Annotated in this window: 21 protein-coding genes and 1 riboswitch; of the genes, 8 read left to right on the top strand and 13 right to left on the bottom strand. The window is 53.1% G+C overall.

Translation table 11 applies throughout. The features are described 5' to 3' along the window. From MFFC18_RS03945 to MFFC18_RS03930, 4 genes are all read right to left on the bottom strand, one after another. Positions 1–174, bottom strand: a complete 174-nt coding sequence (locus MFFC18_RS03945) for a Flp family type IVb pilin (protein ID WP_075085102.1) — start codon at positions 172–174, stop codon at positions 1–3. A 289-nt stretch (positions 175–463) separates the two neighbouring features. Continuing rightward, positions 464–2,152, bottom strand: coding sequence for a serine/threonine-protein kinase (locus MFFC18_RS03940; RefSeq protein ID WP_075085103.1), 1,689 nt, complete (start codon positions 2,150–2,152; stop codon positions 464–466). A 6-nt stretch (positions 2,153–2,158) separates the two neighbouring features. Then, positions 2,159–2,803 carry a sigma-70 family RNA polymerase sigma factor gene (locus tag MFFC18_RS03935; RefSeq protein WP_084417241.1) on the bottom strand — a complete coding sequence of 215 codons (645 nt, stop codon included), beginning with the start codon at positions 2,801–2,803 and terminating at the stop codon, positions 2,159–2,161. 306 nt (positions 2,804–3,109) lie between these two features. Further along, the gene (locus MFFC18_RS03930; protein WP_084417197.1) at positions 3,110–4,297 is read right to left on the bottom strand and encodes an aminotransferase class V-fold PLP-dependent enzyme; all 1,188 of its coding nucleotides are present in this window, start codon (positions 4,295–4,297) and stop codon (positions 3,110–3,112) included. A gap of 99 nt (positions 4,298–4,396) precedes the next feature. Between MFFC18_RS03930 and MFFC18_RS03925 the strand changes: the two genes are divergently transcribed. After that, positions 4,397–5,191 (top strand): 3-keto-disaccharide hydrolase, encoded by a 795-nt coding sequence (locus MFFC18_RS03925; RefSeq protein ID WP_075085106.1) that lies wholly within the window; start codon positions 4,397–4,399, stop codon positions 5,189–5,191. A 66-nt stretch (positions 5,192–5,257) separates the two neighbouring features. Next, the gene (locus MFFC18_RS03920) at positions 5,258–5,665 is read left to right on the top strand and encodes a bifunctional nuclease family protein (protein WP_075085107.1); all 408 of its coding nucleotides are present in this window, start codon (positions 5,258–5,260) and stop codon (positions 5,663–5,665) included. Positions 5,666–5,827: 162 nt separating this feature from the next. On the opposite strand, the gene rpoN is transcribed toward MFFC18_RS03920, so the two are convergent. Together rpoN and recR are read right to left on the bottom strand one after the other, a co-directional pair. After that, entirely contained in the window at positions 5,828–7,324 is a 1,497-nt protein-coding gene (rpoN, locus tag MFFC18_RS03915) for an RNA polymerase factor sigma-54 (protein ID WP_075085108.1), read from the bottom strand. A 144-nt stretch (positions 7,325–7,468) separates the two neighbouring features. Then, positions 7,469–8,068 carry a recombination mediator RecR gene (recR, locus tag MFFC18_RS03910; protein WP_075085109.1) on the bottom strand — a complete coding sequence of 200 codons (600 nt, stop codon included), beginning with the start codon at positions 8,066–8,068 and terminating at the stop codon, positions 7,469–7,471. 232 nt (positions 8,069–8,300) lie between these two features. On the opposite strand from recR, the gene MFFC18_RS03905 reads away from it, so the two are divergent. Both MFFC18_RS03905 and MFFC18_RS03900 read left to right on the top strand, forming a co-directional pair. Beyond that, on the top strand, positions 8,301–9,899 hold the full coding sequence (locus MFFC18_RS03905) for a 30S ribosomal protein S1 (protein ID WP_075085324.1): 1,599 nt from the start codon (positions 8,301–8,303) through the stop codon (positions 9,897–9,899). A gap of 188 nt (positions 9,900–10,087) precedes the next feature. Next, complete coding sequence (locus MFFC18_RS03900) at positions 10,088–10,603, top strand: DUF4190 domain-containing protein (RefSeq protein WP_148618623.1); 516 nt, start codon at positions 10,088–10,090, stop codon at positions 10,601–10,603. A gap of 37 nt (positions 10,604–10,640) precedes the next feature. On the opposite strand, the gene hflC is transcribed toward MFFC18_RS03900, so the two are convergent. From hflC to MFFC18_RS03885, 3 genes are all read right to left on the bottom strand, one after another. Then, on the bottom strand, positions 10,641–11,612 hold the full coding sequence (gene hflC / locus MFFC18_RS03895) for a protease modulator HflC (protein ID WP_075085111.1): 972 nt from the start codon (positions 11,610–11,612) through the stop codon (positions 10,641–10,643). Further along, entirely contained in the window at positions 11,609–12,730 is a 1,122-nt protein-coding gene (hflK, locus tag MFFC18_RS03890; RefSeq protein ID WP_084417199.1) for an FtsH protease activity modulator HflK, read from the bottom strand. The genes hflC and hflK overlap by 4 nt, the downstream gene beginning before the upstream one ends. A gap of 405 nt (positions 12,731–13,135) precedes the next feature. Next, positions 13,136–13,798: an esterase/lipase family protein gene (locus MFFC18_RS03885; RefSeq protein ID WP_157665182.1), complete on the bottom strand. Its 663-nt coding sequence runs from the start codon at positions 13,796–13,798 to the stop codon at positions 13,136–13,138. 151 nt (positions 13,799–13,949) lie between these two features. On the opposite strand from MFFC18_RS03885, the gene MFFC18_RS03880 reads away from it, so the two are divergent. Together MFFC18_RS03880 and MFFC18_RS03875 are read left to right on the top strand one after the other, a co-directional pair. Next, on the top strand, positions 13,950–16,016 hold the full coding sequence (locus MFFC18_RS03880; protein WP_084417200.1) for a YgiQ family radical SAM protein: 2,067 nt from the start codon (positions 13,950–13,952) through the stop codon (positions 16,014–16,016). Between the two features lie 184 nt (positions 16,017–16,200). Continuing rightward, the gene (locus MFFC18_RS03875; RefSeq protein ID WP_075085114.1) at positions 16,201–16,566 is read left to right on the top strand and encodes a GxxExxY protein; all 366 of its coding nucleotides are present in this window, start codon (positions 16,201–16,203) and stop codon (positions 16,564–16,566) included. 172 nt (positions 16,567–16,738) lie between these two features. Here the strand turns inward: MFFC18_RS03875 and MFFC18_RS03870 are convergent, their stop codons facing one another. The 4 genes from MFFC18_RS03870 to MFFC18_RS03855 all read right to left on the bottom strand — a co-directional run bounded on the left by MFFC18_RS03870 (position 16,739) and on the right by MFFC18_RS03855 (position 20,659). Continuing rightward, positions 16,739–17,851, bottom strand: a complete 1,113-nt coding sequence (locus tag MFFC18_RS03870; protein ID WP_075085115.1) for a quinone-dependent dihydroorotate dehydrogenase — start codon at positions 17,849–17,851, stop codon at positions 16,739–16,741. A gap of 201 nt (positions 17,852–18,052) precedes the next feature. Beyond that, on the bottom strand, positions 18,053–18,895 hold the full coding sequence (locus MFFC18_RS03865) for an amidohydrolase family protein (RefSeq protein ID WP_075085116.1): 843 nt from the start codon (positions 18,893–18,895) through the stop codon (positions 18,053–18,055). 35 nt (positions 18,896–18,930) lie between these two features. Then, on the bottom strand, positions 18,931–20,226 hold the full coding sequence (locus MFFC18_RS03860) for a glucose-1-phosphate adenylyltransferase (RefSeq protein ID WP_075085117.1): 1,296 nt from the start codon (positions 20,224–20,226) through the stop codon (positions 18,931–18,933). Positions 20,227–20,320: 94 nt separating this feature from the next. Beyond that, positions 20,321–20,659, bottom strand: coding sequence for a hypothetical protein (locus tag MFFC18_RS03855; RefSeq protein ID WP_075085118.1), 339 nt, complete (start codon positions 20,657–20,659; stop codon positions 20,321–20,323). A gap of 122 nt (positions 20,660–20,781) precedes the next feature. Further along, positions 20,782–20,976: riboswitch (cobalamin riboswitch) on the top strand. A gap of 67 nt (positions 20,977–21,043) precedes the next feature. On the opposite strand from MFFC18_RS03855, the gene MFFC18_RS03850 reads away from it, so the two are divergent. Both MFFC18_RS03850 and MFFC18_RS03845 read left to right on the top strand, forming a co-directional pair. After that, a complete protein-coding gene (locus MFFC18_RS03850) occupies positions 21,044–21,862 on the top strand; it encodes a DUF1559 domain-containing protein (protein ID WP_075085119.1) in 819 nt (272 codons plus the stop codon). A gap of 9 nt (positions 21,863–21,871) precedes the next feature. Next, positions 21,872–22,702, top strand: coding sequence for a DUF4465 domain-containing protein (locus MFFC18_RS03845; protein ID WP_075085120.1), 831 nt, complete (start codon positions 21,872–21,874; stop codon positions 22,700–22,702). The last annotated feature ends 33 nt before the right edge of the window (positions 22,703–22,735 follow it).

Below are 22,735 nucleotides of genomic sequence, written 5' to 3'. Positions count from 1 at the left end.
TTAGTTCAATTGCGTAGCAATTTGGTTGAACTTAGAGCTGGCGTTGGTACCAACAGATTGAATCGCTGCAAGGCAGACGATAACGATCAGTGCAAGCATGATCGCGTACTCAACAGCTGTTGGGCCATCTTCAGACTTCAAGAAACGTTGTACTTTTGAAACGATGTTCTTCATAATTTTTCCTCCGACGGAATTGGATGCCCCAGAACGGGGGCTGAACCCAGGTGGGCTCGGTAAGTAAAAACGAAGCAGGTTGTGCTTCCAAGTCAGGTTCACTCCCGACTCGATAGAAACCTATGACACTGTTTCGCATAGTCAAACTTTGACGGTCAATTAATCTGAAAAAAGTTCAACGGACGTAGCGAAGGGGGAAAGCAGACCGACAAAAAAGCAATTTTCGTTCTGGTCATAACGGTCGTAACGAAACCGCGGCGTCGACTTTCCAGATATGAGATCCGCGTTGCTATTTGAGAAAAGCATTGCGTCTGGCGATGCCCTGTTTCTTTCGTCGGTAGTACTTCAAGCCTGCAAGAAAGAAACAACTCGCGGAGGTAACTCCGAACAGAATCATGCTGCCTTCCGGATGCAGCATCATGACAATGGCGGTCACGCACATGAGCGCGGAGTGAACGTAAAACTGGCCAGACAGAATTCCGGCTTTAACAAGAAACACCATCGCTGCAATCAACGCCAACATCGGCGCCAGATCCAACACTTCAAGATTCAGCATCCACTCGAGCGGAAACAGAAAGATCACTAGCGCCATCGCCGATGCCCAGACGTGTGCCATTTGCCTTTCGACGAAAGTCACCGGTCCCATTCGGCGACGCAGCATCCAAAACACGATCGCCCATACGCCGATCCCCAGCGTCCACATCAAAATATATGGCCAGCGGTAGTTCCACACGTCCAGATACTGGTTGTAGACGAACGTTAACAGGCTGGCGACAAGCAGGACGAGGCCTTGCCACATCCACAGCAGCCCCCAGTTTTCGAGGATTTCTGCGTGATGCGTTTCTCGAAACAGGTTGGCGATTATCTGAAAAAATCGCCCCTCGCGGGCACTAACAGAACGGCCATCGAGAAAGGCTCGAAGATCATCTCGCAGCATGGCTGCTGACTGGTATCGCAGGTCCTGCGGTTTCTGCAGGCATCGAAGCGTAACCATTTCGAGGTTTCGATCGACGCGTTGATTGAGCGTTCGAAGCGGAATTGGCGATTGTTCGATCACCATCAATACCGTTTCTACCGGCGTGGCACCCAAAAACGGAGCCCGCCCCGTGAGCGTGTGATAAAGGATTGCGCCGAGGCTGTAGATGTCGCTGGCTGTCCCGACGTTTCCTCGCGACCCTGAGGCTTGCTCAGGCGACATATACGACGGTGTCCCAAGAATGGCACCAGTACGAGTCAACGACGCTCTTGCTCCGCCTGAGATTGCTTTGGCCAGACCGAAATCCGCCAGATGCGGAATCCCTTTGTCGTCCAGAATGATGTTCGATGGCTTGAGGTCACGATGCAGCACGCCTTGTTCGTGCGCGTACGCGATCGCGTCACTGATCGAAGCCATGATTCCGGCGGCCTGTTGCGGCAACATGGGGCCGCGTGTCAGTTTCTCCGAAAGCGTATGCCCGCGGATGAGTTTCATGCAGAAATACGGCAAGCCTTCGTGTTCACCGATTTCGTAGATGGGAACGATGTTCGGGTGGTTCAGTCTTCGCGCGGCTTCAGCTTCGGCGCGAAAACGTTCCTTCTCAACCTTGGTCGCAAAGTCACCTTTGAGGATCATTTTGATGGCAACGGTTCGCCCGTCAGACTTTCGAACCGCCTCGTAGACGATCCCCATTCCACCACGACCAATTTCTTGCTCAAGCGTGTAGTCGCCAAGCTCAAACGGAAGTTCCAGGCCGGCAAACTCAAACTCGGTTTCGCCCGAGAGTAAATTTCTCTGATGATGACCGGCGGCCTGGGTCACGACCATGATGCCCCACAGCTCCCGCAAGTCGGATTCGAATTCGGGGTGCTCCTGAACAGCGTCTTCCAACGTCAGTTCTTCGCCGCCGATGATTCGATCGGTGTACTGGGAAAACAGGTTCGCCAGAGCTTGATCGTGAACGGAATCTTCATCCTGGTTGTGAGTCGCGCCATCGGCCATTAACGATTATCCGACTGCGTCCCCGGAAGCAGTTTCGTCTGCCTGCATCATGGCTTTGAGTCGCTTGATCGCGCGAAGATAACGCATACTGGCCGCCGGCTCGGTCAGTCCGAGAATTGAACCGATCTCCTGATTCGTCAGGTGCTCGTAGTGACGCATCGTGATAATTTCGCAGTCTTTGTTGTCCAGCAGCGAGATCGCGGCTTCGACTTTGGCGGCCATTTCTTTCTGCAATGCGGCCGCGGCAGGTGTTAGTCCTCCGTCGCCAAGCAATGAGGCCAGCTGAATCGACGAGTGGTCGTGGCCGCGCGGAATAACCATCCCCTGCTCACGATCAACAGAACGTTTTGCTGAAACGCGGTGGCGTCGATGGGCGTCGATGATTCGGTCTTTGGCGATTTGCCGCAGCCAAAGATGAAACGGCATGATCGGATTGCCGATATAGGTTTCCAGCCGCCTGTTGGCTTCGACAAGCACGTCCTGAACGACATCGCTAACGTCGACTCGTTTCTGAATTCGAGCGTCGAGCCGCATTCGGATCAGCTGACGAAGAGAGTTCCGATGTCGATCCATCAATTGATTGACTGCGGAATCGTCACCGACTTTGGCTTGAGCCAGAAGCTCTTCGGTTGGTTGTTGTTCAGGCCACATGGTTGCATTATCACTAAAAATTCCGTTCACGACTATCGTCATTACGCAAATTGTGGGCCCTTGGATTCGAAAATTTGCATTCCGTGACAAAAACGACAACCTAACCCATCTGGCTTCCTGGCTTTCGCGACGAATGCTCGCAGAAGCAGGCAATGTTGGCCAATGCGTCCGGTAGCCAGCGAACTGCCAACTCGTTCCCGCTGGGTCGTGAGTTGGCCAAAACGAAGCCAGCCTGAACGTTCAACTGCTTCTGACTCGCTCCAATACGCGATATGCTGACGTTGAAACTGCCGAATAGGTTTTTGCTCAAAGCCGCACTTCCAGCTCAGCGACCAGCAACTCGATCTCTTTCACCGAATTGTAGAGGTGACAGGAAACGCGAATCCACCACTTTCCATTCAGTTCCCAAACAGGAACTTCGATGCCTTCCTGAATCCACAGCTCTTCCTGGAGCTTGCTCCAGTCGCCATCAGGAAGCTGAACATGAGCCATCGATCCGTAGAATCCGTCGGCGCGACTGGCAATCGTTCCGGTTCCCAGCAGCTTGATCAACTCGGACTCAGCGACCGAAGCCAAATGGTGAATCCGTTGCCTGACGTTTTCGAATCCGATTTCGGCAAAGAAAGAAATCGCCTCTGGGACCGCCAATGCACCGGTTTGGTTGCGAGTTCCCAACCAAAACTGCTCCTCTTCCCATCCGGAAAAGTCAGAATTATCGAGCCTGCCCCATCCTGTGATCGGCGCGTTGACAGACTCACGCATGCTCGCGCGAACAAACAGGAATCCGGTTCCCAGCGGCGCGCACAGCCACTTGTGAAGACTGGCGGTGTAGTAGTCGCAGCCGATTTGATTCAGTTTAACATCGATCTGCATCGGAGCATGTGGGCCATCGATGCAGCTCAAAACATTTCGCTCCCTCAGCGCGTCGCAGATTGCTTTGGCGGGCAAGATCAAAGCGGATACCGAAACAATGTGACTGAAAATAACCAGTTTTGTCTTTGGCGTCACGGCCTGAAGGATCAGATCGACGACTTGCTGCTGCGATTCGATTTTTTCCGGAAGCGCAACCTGAACGATCTTGATCCCGGTCTCCCGAGCTTTCTTTTCCCAAATCCGTTTGACAGCCCCATACTCCTGATCCGTTAACAGGACTTCATCGCCGGGTTCCAACGGCGCGGAATTCGCAACCACGTTCATTGCGTAGGTTGCGTTGTCAACGAAAGCAAGGTTCTCGGCTTCGGTGCCGATGAATTCTGCCAACCGTTGACGCGCCGCCATAAGTAGCGGTTCGTAGGCACGCAGAAAGAAATCCATCGGTTGGATTTCCAACTGCCGCAACAACAAATCGCGACGATAACGAACTTTGTTAAGCGCGATTCCGAACGAGCCGTGGTTGAGGTAAACCGTATCGGCGCGAACACGGAACTCATGCCGGAACCTGGCCCAGTGTGCTTCGTTGCCCGGATCGAGTGTTGATTCTGTCGTGGTATTCATCAATGCCTTTCACGCCGCGAACTCCCAGGGTATAGAATAACAGCAGCTGGAACTTTTATTCCAGTCAACGAAACTGGCCTGACAGAAATAGACCGTATCATGCGTGCCTTCAAAACATTGAGACTGATTGCGATTCCCGTTTGCATTTTCCTGCTTGGCGTTTGCGGTTGCGGAACGCAGCAGGAAAAAGTCCTGGTTCCGGATTTGAACGCGAGCGGCGAAGCACAAACGGAAACGCCACCGGCTTCCGAATCCGAACATCAAACGCAGGAATCCGATAAAGCAGTCAAATCTGATTCGCCCCGTTCGGCAGATTCGCACCAGACGCAGGACGACGATGATGTGACTGCTCTTTTTGATGGCGAAACACTAAACGGTTGGGAGAAGATCGAATTTGGCGGTGAAGGCGACATTGAAGTCATCCACGGCGAGATCCGCATGTTCGCCGGGGATCCGCTAACAGGCATTTGTGTGACCGATGACACGGAACTTCCAACGGCGAACTACGAAATTTCTCTGGACGGCATGAAGCTCGAAGGCAGCGATTTCTTCTGCGCGATCACGTTTCCGGTCAACGATACGTTTTGCACGCTGGTCGTCGGTGGCTGGGGCGGCACACTGGTCGGCCTGTCGAACCTGGACGGAAAAGACGCTTCGGACAACGACACGAAACTCAACAAGAAGTTTGAAAAGGAACGCTGGTACAACATTCGTCTTCAGGTTCTTCCGGAGCGGATAACTGCGTGGATCGATGAAGAAAAACTGATTGACGAATCAATCAAGGATGTCGAAGTTTCGATTCGAAACGACGTCATTTCGACCACGCCTTTGGGGATCACGAACTTTGCGACCACGTCGGCACTTCGCGATATCAAACTGCGCAAACTCGACTGACAGTGGCCCAGCGGCCTGTCCAGAGGTACAATCGCGGTAGTTGACGTTCCCGCCCCGGAGACTTGAATGCTTATCGAAATGCAATTGGCTCGCATCATCATCAGCGAGATCAATGACAACCAACTGGTTTTCTTGAAAGAAGTTGGTGGCGAGCGACAATTCCCGATCCTGATCGGAATCTTCGAGGCAACCAGCATTGATCGTCGAGTCAAAAACATCAATCGACCTCGCCCGCTGACGCATGATTTGCTCGTTGGAGCAATCGAAATGATGGGTGGCGAACTGGAATCCGTGGTCATCAACGATCTACGTGACCACACCTACTTTGCAAACTTGCGAGTGAAACACAATGGCGAGACGCTTGATCTGGACGCCAGGCCTTCGGATGCGATCGCGGTTGCGGTGACCTGCGATCCGGCACTGCCAATTTTCATCGAAGAAGAAGTCCTCGAGCAGGCGCTTTCGTCGCTGTAGCAACAGAAGCAGGCTCCAGCCCCAAACTCGTCGCGTCCGGATTCCCGTTGCACGAGTTTAGCGAATCCGAAACTCAGCAGAACATCCAAAATCAAGGATTCGCTGGCGTATTGCATGCGGAAGGGCGGATGGCTAAACCGTCCCAAGAACGCGGTTGCCGCTCTACTTCTTTGCGGCGCGATAGTCGCGACGCTGACGCGTGTTGGGAATTCCCATCTTCTCGCGATACTTGCTAACCGTCCGACGAGCGATATCAAAGCTCATGTTCTTCAAGCGATTCATAATTTCGAAATCGCTGAGCGGTTTGGCTTTGTCCTCGTTGTCGATCAACTTCTGCAACTCGATACGGATCTTGTTGTAGGTCACATCTTCGCCAGCATCCGTTTGCGTCCCTTGAATAAAGAACGCTCGTAAAGCAACAATTCCCCGAGGCGTTTCGATGTACTTGTCATCGACCGCGCGGCTGACCGTGCTCAGATTGACGCCAACGCGTTCCGCAATCTGATCCATTTTCAGCGCCTTGAGAAACTCGGGCCCTTTGTCAATGAAGTCAGACTGGTGATCAAAGATCGCTTGCGCGACACGAAGAAGCGTACTTCGACGCTGCTCGATCGATTCGATCAACCATTGAGCCGACGAAATCTTGCCTTTGATAAACTCCTTCTCAGCCTTCGTTGCCTTGCCCTTTTTCAATCGCTCACGATAGTAGCGGCTGATGTAAAGGTTTCTCGCAGGACCCTCGTCCATCTTCACAACCCACTTGCCCTCGTCATCCTGCTCAAGCCACAGGTCCGGTTTGACGACCGCCACAAAGTTGTCCGCGAATTCACTGGCCGGACGCGGATCAAGTTTTCTCAGCTCGTCTCGGGCCGCGTAAATTTCTTCGATCGACATCCCGGTTGCTTTTTCGATCACCGGCAAACGGTTGTGCATCAAGTCATCGAGGTGATCCACGATCAGCTTGTGAACGCTGTGATAGTTTTCGATATCAAGCGTCAATTGCAACAGCAAACACTCTTTCAGATCGCGTGCACCGACGCCCTTGGGTTCCAGATCCTGAACATGAGCCAACGCGATTTCAGCGAGTTCAATGGCTTCGGGTGAAGCGTCAAGCGGCAACAGATCTGTCAGGCTGGCTTTGAAGTAGCCGCCGCTCTCTGCCGAAATCGCGGAGATGATTTTCTCGCAAAACTTCATCACGTCCGGCTCGACTTCACGCTCTCCCAATTGGCTGAGCAGATAATCCTGCAGCGTTTCGCTACGAGTGGCGACGTTGGCCATCAAGTCATGTTGTCGGTCACCGCTTTCCTGCACGCGGTTGGAGGAAACTCGAGGCCGTTCGTCAAAGTGGTCCGGGACATCCTGATCAAGATTGACCAATCGTTCAAAATCGTCCTCGTTGTTGGCGTTGTCGCCCTCTTCGATGACCAGCTCTTTTTGCTCGACGTCCTTCTCTTTTTCTTTTTTCGGTTTCTCTTCAGGAGTCGAATCCGGATCAACAGTATGTTGCTCGAGGATCGGATTTTCGATCAGCTCCTGCTCAATTTTTTCCTCAAGCTCCGTCGCGGCCATACGCAAGATTTCCATCGACTGGATCATCCGCGGAGCCATCGTTTGCGATTGCTTCTGCGACAGATTTTGGCCGAAAGAAAATCTCATATTGGTTTCGTAGGGGAGCGTGGGGCAAAATATTGGAGCTGCAAAAGTCTAGCATGTTCCGTGCCAGGCCGTGCAATTTTTTCGCTTTGAAAATCACGAGTCTGTGGAGTGTGGTGTCAAATCAGGACGCCACTTTTCGTATTCCTAAAGCGGTTGTCGCCCTGCCAGTGCATCCGATAAGATCTCTTTGTTAGTGTATTCCAGGATACTGCCGGTCGTGATTCCACGAGCCAGTCGCGTTAGCTGGACGTCATAGTCACGCAGTAGGTTACTTATATAGAGTGCCGTGCCATCACCTTCGACCGTCGGATTGGTCGCCATAATGACTTCCTTGAATCCACCGGCGGCAATACGGTCAACCAGCGAATCGATCGTCAATTTTTCCGGACCAATATTCTCCAGCGGAGCGATCCTGCCGAGAAGCACATGATAAAGTCCGCGATAAGTTCCCGACTGCTCCAATGCGATCAGGTCTCGCGGTTGCTGTACGACACAGATTTGCGTTTGTTCACGCGTTGAATCACTGCAGATATTGCAACGTTCGCTTTCCGCGAGGTTGTAGCAAACTTCGCAGTACCGAACATTTTCGCGCACCGCACGGATCGAATCAGCCAAGGCAAACGCTTCGGTATCCGGGACGCGCAAAATGTGATACGCCAGTCGTTCGGCAGACTTTCGCCCGATCCCAGGCAGCCGCGAAAGCTGCTCGATCATGTGAGTGACTGAATCAGTGACTTTACTCATGGATTGATTTGTGACGGTCTGGAAAACATTCGTTTGCGGTTACCCAAGCATGGCTGGGGCGGAATCCGCAAGGACTTTGCCCAATGTTAACCTGATCCAGCCCATTCTTGAACGTGGCTGAGTGCGGTTTCGACGCCACAAAAGAACTGTTTTCGATCTGGTCGACAACGTTTTTTCAGATAAATTGTTCTTTGACAAATTAACGAATATCAGACCGGATTCCGGAACTGCAATGACCGAACCAAACACTGATCCAGCCGCCGACACTCCTCAGGAATCAACAGAAGCTTCTGCCGCTCCGGCCCAAGCCAACGTGATTCCTGACACGACGCCTGAATCCGCAGCCCCAGCAGCTACAACAGATACGCCGACGCCAGACGCTGGCACAGCTCCATCGGTCGAATCTCCGGCAGCAGAATCGCCAACGGCAGAAGCCCAGCCAGCTGAACCCGCCACTCCGGCCAAACCAAAAATTCAAATCGGATCGCAACGCGACGTGGCCAAAGGCCCAATCAAACCCGCAGCGGTTCAAGCAGCATTGGCCAACCCGGTATCCCTTGATGGTCCGGAAGCTGCCGAAGTTGTCGACGTGGCACCAGCGATCAAGTCAGACGCTGGCTTGAGTGACAACATTGATGACGACATCGACGCAGCACTCGCCGGTTTGTCGATGGAAGCCGTTTTGGACAGCACCGAGGCAGCGACTGAAGAGCTGGAACTGAACAGTCGCGTCAAAGGGCTGGTAACGAAAATTCATCGTGAAAACGACAACGTATTTTTCAAGCTAAACGGGCAGTTCGAAGGCGTTGCAGCGTTTCATCATTTCAAAGAGGAACCTAAAGAAGGCGACCTGATTGAGATCATCGTTCGCGGTCGCAATGCGGAAGACGGACTCTACGAGCTGAGCGTTCCAGGCGCCGTTGTTGGAGTCGCCGATTGGGATGACATCCAGGAAGGTACCGTTGTCGAAGCAGTGGTCACAGGTTCAAACACCGGTGGGCTGGAAGTAAAAATCAATTCGCTTTCCGGCTTTATGCCGATGAGCCAAATCGATCGGTTTCGAGTCGAAGACGTTTCTGGCTACATCAATCAAAAACTTCAATGCGTCGTCATGGAAGTGAACCCGGCGAAACGTAAGCTGGTCGTTAGCCGACGTGCGATTCTCGATCGTGAGAACGAAGAGAAGCGTGCCGCGTTGATGGAAGAACTCGAAGCCGGACAACTTCGTGACGGTACGGTCACCAAATTGATGGACTTCGGTGCGTTCGTAGATCTTGGCGGAGCAGAAGGCTTGATCCATGTCAGCAAAGTCAGCTGGACTCGGGTCAAGCATCCCAGTGAAGTCCTTGAAGTCGGCCAAAAGGTAAGAGTCAAAGTCGAGAAAATCGGCGACGGTCGAATTTCCCTTTCGCACCGTGACACGCTGGAGCATCCATGGAAAACCATCGCCGAACAGTTCTCGGTGGATGACGTGGTCAAAGGCAAAGTCACCAAGGTGATGGATTTCGGAGCCTTCGTTCAGCTGGCTCCTGGCGTTGAAGGACTGGTTCACATTTCCGAACTGGCTCATCACCGCGTGACGCGAGTCAGCTCGATTTGCAACGCGGGCGATGAAATCGACGTGAAGATCCTGTCGATGGATACCGAAAATCAAAAAATGTCGCTGTCACACAAAGCAACCCTTGCGGCTCCTGCGGCCAAGTCCGATGGCAAGAAGGATGAACCTGAACTGCCAGACAGCCGCGAACTTGTCGTGCCTTCAACTGGCAAACCACTCAAGGGTGGAACCAACAACCCATCCGGTGGTGAACAGTTTGGTTTGAAGTGGTAGTTGGAACGAGTCATCGCGGGGCGAACGAGTCTTGTTGATTGCACTCGTTCGTTTGCCGTTTGCCGTTCGCAGTTCGCAGTTCGCAGTTCGGCAAAATCGACCGGCAGTGATTCTCGTGAGGCAATTGAGAATTTGGGGATCAAGTGACGATTGAGTTTTCTTGTAGCGGTTGTTCCCGAATCCTGCGTGTGCCTGAAGAGCATTTGGGAAAGAAAGCTCGCTGTCCCAACTGCCAAACAGTCAACGCTGTTGAAGCATCAACGTCGCCAACCAGCTCCGGCCTGCACTCCGAAGAGGTTGGAATAGAAAAAGGCGCCGACAACCCTTTCTCAAAACCAGTCGCTCCGAATCCCGGACATTCTTCCTATGCCGCACCGATGGGATACGGAGCAGCCGGGATGCAATACGGAAGCCAGTATCATTTGCCGCACCGCGGAGGTCTGGTGCTGACGTTGGGGATTCTCTCTCTGTTGTGCAATATGTTTTGCGTGCCCGGGATCCTGGCATGGATTTTCGGCAGCGGCGATCTCAAAAAAATGAAGGCCGGACAAATGGATCCATCAGGCCATGGGATGACTCAAGCCGGAATGATTTTGGGCATCATCGCCACTTGCATGGTCGCTGCAGTGGCCTTGTTTTACATCGCCATGATTTTCCTGACGATCCTCGTCGGCATCGCTGGCGCGGCAGCGTTCATCTCGTAGTTGAAACTCCCGCCGAACGCACGCCGCACACTTTTCGCTACTCTTCGACCTCAGCGTTTTCCTTTCGCCGCGGCAGCTCGTCCATCGATTTGAGCAAACTCAACAGCTCGTTATCCGTCGATAGAATCAGATTCGTATCGCTCTTCATCGCGGCCTTGTAGACCTCCAGCTTTTTCAGAAAGACAAAGAACTCAGGATTGCGACCGTAGGCTTCGGCTGTCAGCTGAATCACTTCCGCGTCCGCCTTACCGCGAATCTCCGCAGCTTTCTGCTTCATTTTACCGTCGATCGTGTCCAGTTCTTTCTGAGTCAAACCTTTGATTCGGTTTCGCTCTTCTTCGGCTTCCGATTCGAACAGGCGAGCAACCATTTCGCGTTCACTACGCATGCGACCATAGACCGTGGCTTTCACCTGATCGTCGTAGTTGACTCGCTTGATGTGAACGTCAACCAATTCGATGCCGTACTGATCCATCAAATCGGCTTTCAACGTCATCAGGATTTCGTTCTCGATTCTCTCGCGACCTGTTTTGACAACATCCCGATTGATGCCCGTGCTTTCAAGTTCATCTGACTCGTACATCAGTTTTTCGTTCGTCGTCCGCACCAGATCGATCAGATTGTGCTTGGCCACGACGTTCCGAACGCCCGAATCAATGTTGTCGTCGAGGATCTTCTGTCCCCCACGTTCGGTGCGCAACGTTGTATAGAACTTGGACAGATCGGAGACTTTCCAGCGCGCCCAACAATCGACATAGATTCGCTTTTTGTCGCGAGTCTGCATGTTTTCGGGTGCTCCGTCCCACGGAAGCAATCGCTTTTCCATCCGCTGCACGGCCTGCACCAGTGGGATTCGAAATTTCAACCCCGGCTCGGTCACGTACGCCACGGGTTTCCCAAACTGCGTGATGACAGCCTGCTCACCCTCCTGAACGATGTAGGTCGCGAGGTAAAGAATGAATGCGAGTGGAATTAGCACAAACAGAATTGCAGTGATACGTGCGGTCATTTGGAGTTACCTCGCAGTGGATTGCCCGGAGTCGATTCGCCAATGTTCAGGATGGGCAACATCTGATTGACCGAATCGTCGATAATCGTCTTGTTGCCAACGCTGGAAAGAACTTCTTCCATCGCCTCCAGGTAAAGTCGCTGTTTCGTGATCTCGGGAGCTTTCTCGTATTCGGCCAGTTTCGCATTAAAAGCACTGATCAAACCTTGGGTCTCCAGCACGTTCAGCTCGCGGTAACCTTCTGCCTCGGAGATCATTTGGTCTCTTCGACCACGTGCCGCTGGAATCTGGCGGTTGCGTTCGCCTTCAGCTTCGTTGACCACACGTTCCTTGTTCTGACGCGCCCGGTTAACTTCCTGGAATGCGTCCTTCACCGATTCCGGTGGCGAAGTGGTTTGCAGTTTCACCGTGACGATTTGCACGCCGATGTCGTACTCGTCGAGCATCTCCTGAATGCTCCGCTTGGCTTCATTCGCAATCTCTTCGCGACCCATCGTCAAAACCGCGTCGACGCTGCGGTCACCGACGAGCTTTCGCATCACGGTTTCTGAAACGTCCCGGATCGTGTCCGGAATCGCCGGGTTGATACCGGACTTCGTGAGTTGCTGCATGTAGTAGCCGCCATCACCGCCGCCAACGTTGAAGAGTGACTTTGCCGAATCGCTGATTTGGTACTGAACAATCCACTCAACGTGAGCGAGATTCAAGTCGCCGGTCAGCATATCCGCAACGTCATCCAGCTCATTGTTTCGTTTGGCGTAAACCGTTTTTCGATCTGCCGAAATCGTTTGAAAGCCGAACTCGAGGCTCTGAATCTTCATCACCGGCACGGTGTAGACGCTTTCGATAGGCCACGGCATTTTCATCTGCAGCCCGGGAGAAACCGTGCGGACTTTCTCGCCAAAGCGAAGCACGACGCCTTCTGCGCTGGCGTCGACGCGATAGAAACTCGTGTACACCAGCAGCGCGATCAGTCCGAAGATAAACAGAAACGCCCCCGACTGCAGGCCGTTTTTGATCCCCTGAATTGCGTCCTCATGGGAGCGGCGGCTACGATCCCCGCGGCGCGGACGGCGCTGATTAAAGTCTGAATCGTCGTCATCAAAGTAGTCAGGCATGATTGAGCCAGTTGGTTTCGTTCAAAGGTTGGCGGCAGTTCGGTGCCGTTTCATAACATCGGCACCACGACACCGGTTTCTTGTTGTGGCACCCTTCATTCGACTCAGGCGTCACAATCTTGACAAAAATCGAGAACTGGAAGTAAACGCTCCAATTCACGCAATTTGCTGTCGTTTTGTCGATTGCTGAAATCAAAACCTGGACGGGTTCTGCTGCTTTTGAAGCCAAAACTGGTTGCAGGAAGAACACAGTTCGGGAATTCAGGACGCCGACGGCGGCTTGCGGAGAGAAGTACCCGCGGCAGCGCCATGGCCGATCCCAGCCGCAACATCTTTCCAATCCTGCCATCTTCACTCGAGATTTGACTCGCGTTCGTATCCGTCTCGAAGCCGGAGTAGCATCGCCTAAGCGAACGTTCCAGTTTTCAAAAACTGAACCACTGCATCCCCAGTTGCTTTGCGGAACAGCAAATCGTTGTGTCCGCTGGCGATTTCGCAAAACGGCACGTCTTCAGCAGGCCGGCTACTTTCACGAGTCACGACGCGATCCACATCCGCGTGAATTGCTCCTGCCTCGACGCCATCGGGAAACTCAAGCTGTCGGACGTAGCTGTCTTCTTCGTCCGAAATTTGCTTCAGTGTCTTTGAGAAACGAAAGATACTTCCTGAAAGTTTTCGTGCCGCTGCCGACCCGCGATTCGGAGTCGCCAGCATCAGGAACCGTCCGAGTTTCCTTGGGCGAAACTTCAACAACGCCTGACGAGTCACAACGCCTCCCATGCTGTGAGCGACGATATGGAACTGATTGATCGACGGATCACTATCGATCTGTTGGAGCAGTTCGGTAAACTTGTCGGCGTGATCGGGAATTGATTTGAAAACGCTGCGATAGCCGTACATCCGCGACGAGAATCCATGCCTGGCGACGTACCATTTCAAATACAGAAACACGATCCGCGGTGCGGCAATCCCGTGGATGAAAACGATATGCGGCTCTGATTCGCTGCTGGTACCCATGGGCGACGTCGAGGCACAGGCCTGAGTTTGACTGTTGATGAGTGCGTTCATTTGTCGTGGATGTCGGCATTGTAGGGCCGATCGGCTTCGTAAGCTGACATTGTCCCAGTCCCGAAACCGATTCGTGGCCTTTTTCACAACGAAGATTTTTCTGTTTGCGATATAATCACCGCTGATCATTCATCCCGATTTTGTTGAAATTATGGCCACGGAACTCCCCATCGTAACCGCCAAAAAAGCCTGTGCACGCCTTGAGGTGCTCAATGGGACCGCTGTGCCGACGCCGGCCGGAAGTCGCTGGCTTCCGATGTCGATGAAGGAAGCCAAAAAACGCGGTTGGGACGAAATCGATATCGTCTTCGTTACTGGCGACGCCTACATCGACCATCCTTCATTCGCCATGTCGATTCTTGGCCGAACTCTCGAAGCCGCCGGTTTCCGAGTCGGCATCGTGTCGCAACCGGATTGGACGAACTGCGATGCGTGGCGCGAGTTTGGCCGGCCGCGATTGTTTTTCGCGATCAGCGGCGGCAACATGGACTCGATGATCAACCACTACACGGCGAATCGCAAAGTCCGCAACAGCGATGCGTATTCGCCGGGCGGACGAATCGGTTTACGTCCGGATCGGGCGACGCTTTCGTATTGCCATCGTGCCCGTGAAGCCTTCAAAGGCGTCCCTGTTATCGCAGGCGGCGTTGAAGCATCGCTTCGCCGGTTGGCCCACTACGATTTCTGGGGCGACAATGTTCGGAAGTCGATCTTGCTGGACTCCAAAGCCGATTTGGTTTGCTTCGGCATGGGAGAGAACCCGATCGTCGAAATGGCGCGGCGACTCGACGCCGGTGAATCCGTCAAGGATCTTCGCGACATGCGCGGCGTTGCGTATACGCTTGGGGCCAGCGAAGAAACGCCTGTTGGCGATGACACGATCGCGATTCCGTCGTTCGAAGAAGTCAAAACGGACAAGGTCGCTTTCGCGGACGCGACACGAATCATTCACCAGGAAACGAATCCTTACAACGCGAAACGATTGACTCAGGTGCACGGAACGCAGACGGTCGTCGTCAATCCACCGTCGTTTCCGATTTCTCAGGAAGCTATGGATGCGATCTACGGCTTGCCGTACACACGTGCCCCGCATCCGGCCTACAAGGAACCGATTCCTGCATTCACGATGATCAAGGATTCAGTCACGATCATGCGAGGCTGCTTCGGCGGTTGCACTTTCTGTTCAATCACGGCGCATCAGGGCCGTACGATTCAGTCGCGTAGCAAGGAGTCGATCATTGGCGAGATCGAAACGATGGCTGCGGATCCAAAGTTCAAAGGCACGGTCAGCGACATCGGCGGTCCGACTGCGAACATGTATCAGATGCAGTGCACCAAACCGGAAGTGGAAGCGATCTGCCGACGTCAGTCCTGCGTGCATCCGAAAATCTGCAAACTGCTGGGCACCGATCACAGCGAGCTGATTCAGATCATGAAGGAGTCGCGTGAAGTCAAAGGCGTGAAGAAGGTTCTGGTCGCCAGCGGAATTCGCATGGACCTTGCTCGCCGCAGCCCTGAGTACATGAAGGAGTTGACCGAACATCATGTCGGCGGCCTGCTGAAAGTCGCCCCGGAACATGCGGACGATAAAGTTTTGAACAACATGAAGAAACCGGGCATCGATGAGTTTGCCCGGTTCTCGAACGAGTTTCGCAAGGAGTCAAAGAAGGCAGGGAAGAAGCAGTACATTGTGCCGTATTTCATCTCCAGTCATCCGGGCAGCAACATCGAATCGATGATCGAGTTGGCGGTGTTCCTCAAACGCAACGGTTACAAACCGGATCAGGTTCAGGACTTCATTCCTGCTCCGCTCGATGTCGCGACTTGCATGTACTACACGGAGATGGATCCGTTCACCAAGAAACCGGTCTTCATCGCAAAGAAGCTGAAGGACCGAAACGCTCAGCGGGCTCTGATGCAGTTCTTTAAACCGGAGAATTACTTCGAGGTCGCGAAAGCACTCAAGGCTTCCGGTCGCCAGGATTTGATTGGCAATGGTTGCGACTGTCTGATTCCGGCCAAGCCACCCAAAGAAGCGATTGAGCATCGTCGCAAGAGCGCGGGCAAGCAGTTCCAGGGCCGCTACGTGCATCAGATCGACGGCCCGGGCGGGAAGAAGAAAGGCAGCAAGTCAAAAGGCAAGCGAAAGCAATCGCGGTTTGCTCCAGGCGAAGGCTATCGCCCGGATCGAAAGAGCGCGAAGAAACGAAAGCCGTAGAGACGAACACTGCGGGCTGTTGGTTTTAGCCTCAGAGAGCACGGAGGACATGCGAATGCGTGCAGAGGCAATCTTGTCTTCCGGCTTGAACTTCCTCGATCTGTGCGGACCTGCAGTACGAACCCTCCGTGGTCTCTGTGGCTTAATAGTCGCAGCCCTACAACCAAAGGAAGCGCCTGAAAACATGAGCGACGAGTTGACTCAAAGGGTGATCGGCGCGGCGATCGAAGTGCATCGAATTCTTGGGCCCGGTCTGCTGGAATCAATCTACGAAGAAGCTCTTTGCTGGGAATTAAAACTAAGGAGCATCGCTCACCAGCGGCAAGTCGAAGTCGATGTCGTTTATAAAGACAAACTTATTAAAGGTCAGAAGGTCGACGTTCTCGTCAATGAAGAGCTGGTTCTTGAACTCAAGGCAGTGAGCAAGTTACCTGACGTCGCAATCGCTCAGACATTGTCCTACCTGAAGGCGACCAGTCTTTCACGAGCTTTGCTTCTAAACTTTGGCGAGAAGCGATTAGTTGATGGGATCAAACGCATTTCGCTTTAGCGACAAAAGCTGAGAGACTAAGTTTTTAGCCACAGAGGTCACCGAGAGCACAGAGGACATGCAAATGACTGCGATAGACAATCATAGCTATCTTGTCTGGCTTGAATTTCCTCGACCTGTGCAGACCAGCAGCACAAAATCTCTGTGTCCTCGGTGGTCTCTGTGGCTTAATTCAATTTGCATTACGCCCCACGGCTTCCGCAACGCTGTTCAAGCCTGACTCGTTCAGTCGACGCAAAATCGTTTTGTTGATTTCCTTTACGATCGATGGACCGCCGTAGATGAAGCCGGTGTAGATCTGAACCAACGAAGCCCCGGAGCAAATCATCTCCCATGCATCGTCGCCGTTCATGATGCCGCCGACGCCGATGATCGGGAAGGATCCGTCGGCAAGCTTAAATGCACGCGATACGATCTCGCGGCTACGGACCGTCAACGGAGCCCCCGAAAGTCCGCCGTTGCCGATTCCTTCCACCGTGGCGGATGGCGATTTCAGTCCATCACGAGCAATCGTCGTGTTCGTGGCGATCAAACCGCTCAGTTTCGTTTCCTTGACAATTGAAACGATGTCTTCAAGCTGACCGTCGCCAAGGTCCGGAGCAATCTTCAGCAGAATCGGCTTGCGGGCGATCTCATGATCCGCAGCAAGCTGAGCGTTCAGGTCCTGCAACGCGTTGAGCAACTTGATCAACGGTTCGCGATTCTGAAGCTCACGCAACCCCGGCGTGTTCGGCGAGCTCACGTTGATCGTGAAGTAATCCGCATAGGAAAACAATCGTTCGAAGCTGAACAAATAGTCGTCGGTCGCTTCGTCGACGGGGACTACTTTTGTTTTGCCAATGTTGATTCCCAACACGTCGCTTGCCCGAGCCTTCGGAGTGCTGGCCAGGCGTTTCGCGGCCGCATCAGCACCTTCGTTATTGAAGCCCATTCGATTGATGATCGCCTGGTCGGCCGGCAAGCGAAACAATCGCGGCTTGGGATTTCCGGGTTGAGCCTGACCGGTGAGCGTCCCGACTTCGATGTGACTGAAGCCAAGATTGGCCAGCTCCGGAAACCATTTAGCGTCCTTGTCAAAACCGGCAGCAAGCCCCACCGGATTGGAAAACGACAGGCCGAAGCATTCCGTTTTGAGCTTCGGATCGTTGACTGTGTATTGCGACCGAATCAGAGACGGGATGGCAGGCAGGGACGAGAGACCCGCGAACGTTCCCATGGAAAAATGATGCGTCCATTCGGCGGGAAGTTTGAAAAGGACGGATCGACCGACGGATCGCCAGAACATGGATGCTTTCGAAAAGTTTGGAATGTAGGGGTGCTTTCGAACCGCAGGACAGGATCGCCAAGGGAATTTGAGGCTCGTGACGAAACATGTTTTACATCGCAGCCAACATCGCATCTCAGTTGCGGATGAGAGCAGATGTCGTGAAGACATGCAGACACAGGCTGGAAGCCTATGCCACCTGAGATGCAAAACTCAGCTCGATCACACCTTCAAACGATAGAACTCGATCGCGGTTTGGCCAAGCACGTGTGACTTTTCGTCCTCCGAAAGACCGCCGATGCAATCGACCAACGCGTCGAAGACTTCTTCGTACGTCGCAGCCAATTCGCAAACCGGCCAGTCGCTGCCGAACATGCAACGCTCGGGGCCAAAATGCTCCAGCGCCAAATCGACGTAAGGTTTTAAATCCGCTGGCTTCCAGTTTTGCCAATCGGCCTCGGTCACCATCCCGGAAAGCTTGCAATAAACGTTCGGGCATTTCGCGGCCGCGATTAGATCGTCTTTCCAGACATTCAAGTCCGCGTTTTTGATCACGGGCTTGGCCAAATGGTCGATCACCAAACGCAGGTTGGGAAACTTTTGAGCGACCGTCGCGCCGTGCTTCAGATGCTTGACGAAGAACAGCAAATCAAACGCTACATCGTGTTTTTCAAGAAGCGAAAGCCCCTTCAAAATCGGATCGCTGACGATAAAGTCATCATCCGGTTCGGCTTGCGTGATGTGCCGCACGCCAAGGAACTTCTCATTCGACTTGTATTTCTCGATCTGAGCCTCACACTCGTCACTGGCCAGATCGACCCAACCGACGACTCCGGCCAGCCAATCATTCTCCTCACAGAGTCCCAGAACCCAATCGTTTTCCGCGACATTGTGCTGAGTTTGCACAAAGACTGTTTTGTCGACGCCCCTGGCTTTTAAATGCGGTTCCAGATCAGCCGGCAAAAACGATTTACAGATCGGCTTGTGTTCGTCCGACTCCTGCCAGGAGTGGTCGAACTGGGCCATCGATCGGTCCCATAAATGATGATGTGCGTCGACGATCATGTTGCAATTTCCATCCAGTAAGTCGTTGAGCCAAATTAAACTTCGTCGTCCAGCGTCCAATCGTCAGGCAAGATCGATTTCTTGATCAGAATCGGAATCCCATCGCGAATCACACACGTTGGATGATCCAACGAAGTCTCCATACGATTCTTTCCATTGATGATGCGAACGTTCTTTCCAATTCGGCAATCGAGGTCGATGATGGCTCCGTCAATCACCGTGCCTTCACCGATTCCGAGCGGAATTTCAGTGTCGACTTCAGCCGGACGTTCCGAGTTATAATACGCCGCGCCCATGATGATTGAGTTCTTGATTTTGACTCCGGGAGCGATCTTTGTCCGCAGCCCGATGACGCTGTTTTCAATCTCTACACCGTCGCCAATTTCACAGCCAACTGAAATCAGGCTGCTCTTGACGGACGCGTCTCCCATTTTCGTCGGCGGCAAGAAGCGTGCGTGCGTATAAATCGGACGGTTGCCTTGCACCATTTGAAAGGAAGGTTTCTCACTCGCCAGATTGAGGTTGGCTTCGTAAAACGAGCGAATCGTTCCGATGTCTTCCCAATAGTCATCGAACAGATGCGTGTAGACTTTGAAATTCTTGATGGTTTCAGGAAAGACTTCTTTCCCAAAATCGGTGTACGTGCTGCCCTCAAGCAATTTGTTCAACAGCTCACGCCCGAACACATAGATTCCCATGCTCGCGAGGCAATCGCGGCCTTCGGGATCAATGCCCTGGGTTCGAATCCAATCCGGATCGGTGCGAACCGCGTCCATCGCTTCATCAGTTTGTGGTTTCTCAACAAACCCGGAAACTCGGCCGTGATCGTCGAGTTGCATGATGCCGAAGCCTTTGGCGTCTTCGCGCGTCACCGGCAGGCAGGCGATGGTGACGTCGGCTCCTTTCGCAATATGCGTTTCGATCAACTTGCTGTAGTCCATCCGGTACAGTTGATCGCCAGACAGGATCACGACGTATTCAATGTCGGATTGGTTGAAGTAGATCAAGTTCTTGCGGACGGCATCCGCGGTTCCCTGATACCAGTCGCTTCCCGCGGAAGGCGTTTCCTGAGCGGCCAACAGTTCGACGAAACCTCCGCTAAAGTTGTCGAACTGGTAGGCGTTGTTGATGTGGTTGTGCAGACTGACAGACATGAACTGGGTCAGCACGAAAACGCGATTGATTCCACTGTTGAGGCAATTGGAAATCGGAATGTCGATCAGGCGGTACATGCCTCCCAACGGAACTGCCGGTTTTGAACGAATCGAAGTGAGTGGTGCCAGTCGAGTCCCCCGACCACCGCCGAGAATCAGCGCTACCGCATTTTTCATTTTAGACTTTCATATAATCCATTGTGTCGCCTGCATTATTGCGGCTTATGGCGGGCAATGAAAGCCTTGAGAGCAAGACTGCGGTCGAATCCTGCTACTTGATCGAATCTTCAGAGTTCGACCGTGAAGACTTCTTCGTGAGCGAATCTTCTCCGACGAACTGACGAACCAACATCCGTTTGACCAAGGCCGGTATCTGTTTGCGAAAGAACCAGATCGCTGCAATCAAAGCAACGCTTACGAGGACGATCGTGGTCGTTGAGGGGATCAGATAAGCCCGCACCATCAGCAGAACAGTCAGTACAAGCTGAATCGCAACGATGGCAAGGATCAGGTTGACTTTCCACTCGACATTTCGCAGACGCGCATCGGATGCCTCAAGCCCGGAGGACTCCAGTTCGTCTTTGTTCTGACTACCGAAAAAGCGGATCATGGAACGTCAGTGATAGATGATGCAACGGTTTGTAGTTCTTTCGACTTACGGAATTGAATATTGGAGCGATTCCTTTCGCCGAATGCAAATATGGCTGTTTCCTTTGGCTGGGTTGGCTATACTTTCGCCTCAAGACGATTGGTGACAGCCCTGCTTCTGCCTGGCTGTTAGAGGGAAGCCGGTGTGAATCCGGCGCGGCCCCGCCCGCTGTAACTGAGTTTGCTCAAAGTCCATTCATTGCCATTGCCGGCCTGCCGGTGAGAAGGCGGGCTTTGATTCTCGGAAGCCAGAATACCTGCCAGCCGTCAAACATTGATCGCGATGTGCGAGGGAGCATCACGTCAGGGGATTGTTTTGTTCTGTCATTTTCGACAACGGAAATCGATGCGCTCTCGGTGCGCATTTGCCGCACGGTCGGCTGCGCATTCGCGCTGCGCGTTCACGCTGGTGGAATTGCTGGTCGTCATTTCGATCGTCGGCATTTTGATCGGGCTGCTGCTGCCCGCTGTGCAATCGGTCCGCGAATCTGCACGACGAATAACATGCCTGAACAATCTGAAACAAATTGGCCTTGCGCTGCAGAACTACCATTCTGCTCATCAGGAGTTTCCCGTCGGCGGGACGGGCTGGAGAAGTTCGTGGACGCCGGATGAAACGCAGATTGCATGGAGCGCTTTTCTGTTGCCATTTCTCGACCAGAACAACGTCTTCGAACGAATCGATTTTACAGACGGGTTCGACAGCCAATCCAATGTGGCGGCCGCTGAGTCCATCATCGCGGTCTTCGTTTGCCCGTCGAGCCTGCGCGGAACCGAACTTTCTGATGGCCGCGGGCCGTGCGACTATGGCGGCATGTATGGAGAGCGGATTTCCGGACCAAACAATCCACCGAAAGGGCTGATGGTCTACGGCCAATCGTATTCGCATCGCGACATTCGGGACGGATCTTCACACACAATCATCGTTGCCGAAGACAGTGATTTCAGCGACGGCCAATGGATCAATGGCCGCAACATTTTTGATCAGGCATTTCCAATCAATCAGGCTCCGGCTTTCGAAAATGACATTCGCTCACGACATCCCGACGGAGCGAACGTTTCATTGGCCGACGGAAGCGTTCATTTTCTTAACCAGACGGTTTCCCTGGAAGTTCTCGCTGCATTGTGCACGCGAGCGGGTGGGGAAACCAATCACGACTTTTGAGTACACACCATGAGAAACTTTTACAATTTCGCGGCCTTCGTTGTCGCAGCGTTTGTCCTTGCTGGCTCGACGCCGTCGGCTGCACAATCCGTTGTCGATCTGGAGGACGTGGGCGCGAACCTCGCGACGGAGAGTTTTTACAACGGTTCCGATGGGGCAGGGGGATTTCAATCCGGAACACTGTCTTTCAATAACACCTACACACCTGACGCGGGTTTTGGAGATTCCTGGGCAGGATGGTCGTACTCAAATCAAACGGACAACACCACGCCAGGATTTGGGAACCAGTACAGCGCGTTCACCGGAATCGGCGATTCGAACTCCGCAACCTACGCGGTTGCGTTTAACGGATTCGCGGGCTCCATTCCGGAAATTCTTTCGGTCGACGGACGAACGATCGAAGGATTCTCGATCACCAACACGACCTATTCAGCACTCTCGATGCTTAACGGCGACGCGTTCGCGAAACAGTTTGGCGGAGCGACAGGAAACGATCCCGACTTCTTCAAAATCGACATCCTGTCTCTCGACGCGACGGGCAGCGAAATCGCGAGCCTCGAATTCTTTCTGGCTGACTATCGATTCGCCGACAATTCCCTGGACTACGTTTTGGATGACTGGACCAGCGTCGACGTGAGTTCGCTCAACGCGAATCGGCTGGGCTTTCGTTTCGATGGATCTGACGTTGGAATGTTCGGGCTCAACACACCGGCCTACTTTGCCGTCGACAATATCGTCGTTTCAGTTCCTGAACCATCTGGTGCCGCACTGGTTTTCCTCTCCGCACTCTCGCTAATGTGCAGACGGAAACGAAATCGGGCACTTGATTGCATCCGTTAAGCTTGTCGAACCTGAAGAGCGTGGTACGAACCG

It is taken from the genome of Mariniblastus fucicola, from assembly GCF_008087665.1.
Classification (GTDB): domain Bacteria; phylum Planctomycetota; class Planctomycetia; order Pirellulales; family Pirellulaceae; genus Mariniblastus; species Mariniblastus fucicola.
The sequence above is the reverse complement of the archived record's forward strand: the minus strand, read 5'-3'. Positions and strand labels throughout refer to the sequence as shown.